General features: G+C 35.1%; 1 tRNA gene. It reads right to left on the bottom strand.

Annotated elements, in window-relative coordinates:
• Nucleotide 1: 1 nt before the first annotated feature.
• Nucleotides 2-74, bottom strand: a tRNA-Val gene (locus tag ACTJJD_RS19310).
• Between the last annotated feature and the right edge of the window lie 592 nt (nt 75-666).

Genomic DNA, 666 nt, shown 5'->3' with positions numbered 1-666 from the left:
GTGGAGGATGACGGGCTCGAACCGCCGACCCTCTGCTTGTAAGGCAGATGCTCTCCCAGCTGAGCTAATCCTCCACTATGTAGGAATCTCTCGATCCGACAAAGATTATTATATACAGGTTTCACTCATTTGTAAAGGCTATATTAAAAAAATTTTATTTCATTTTTCATGACGTATTTCTTTTAACAGATGATGTTGATGTTACCAGTCAAAATAGCTTCAATTCAGCGATTAACAGCTGTATTTCTCTTCTCTATATTCTCTTTAAAAACGAGTAAATCCTTTAAAAATATCAGCAGCCTTTCAATTTTTATACTTTAATGATATAGATATTTCTTCATTTTAACTGTTAAACGCAATGAATGTTTTGATTTCAATAAAATAGACTTATACAACTCCATTTAAATGAATGAATTTGTATCAGGCATCTATACACCTGCTATTCTTTCTCTCTATTACTTTTCTCCATACTTAAAAGTGAACATGCTTCACAGACTTTCACGTTAATTTAGAGCATCTCCACGCTTATAGTGAATTAAAACAACCTGATTTATACCACATCTGTATCAAGGTGATCTTCTTTCAAACAGCACAAAAAAGACCAGTTCCGATTGGAACTGATCCTTTGAAAAGCTTGGCGGCGTCCTACTCTCACAGGGGGAAACC

Origin of the sequence: Bacillus sp. 22446 (genome assembly GCF_052044955.1) — a bacterium.
GTDB classification, from domain to species: domain Bacteria; phylum Bacillota; class Bacilli; order Bacillales; family Bacillaceae; genus Bacillus; species Bacillus altitudinis.
This window is presented reverse-complemented; position numbering and strand designations above follow the sequence as displayed.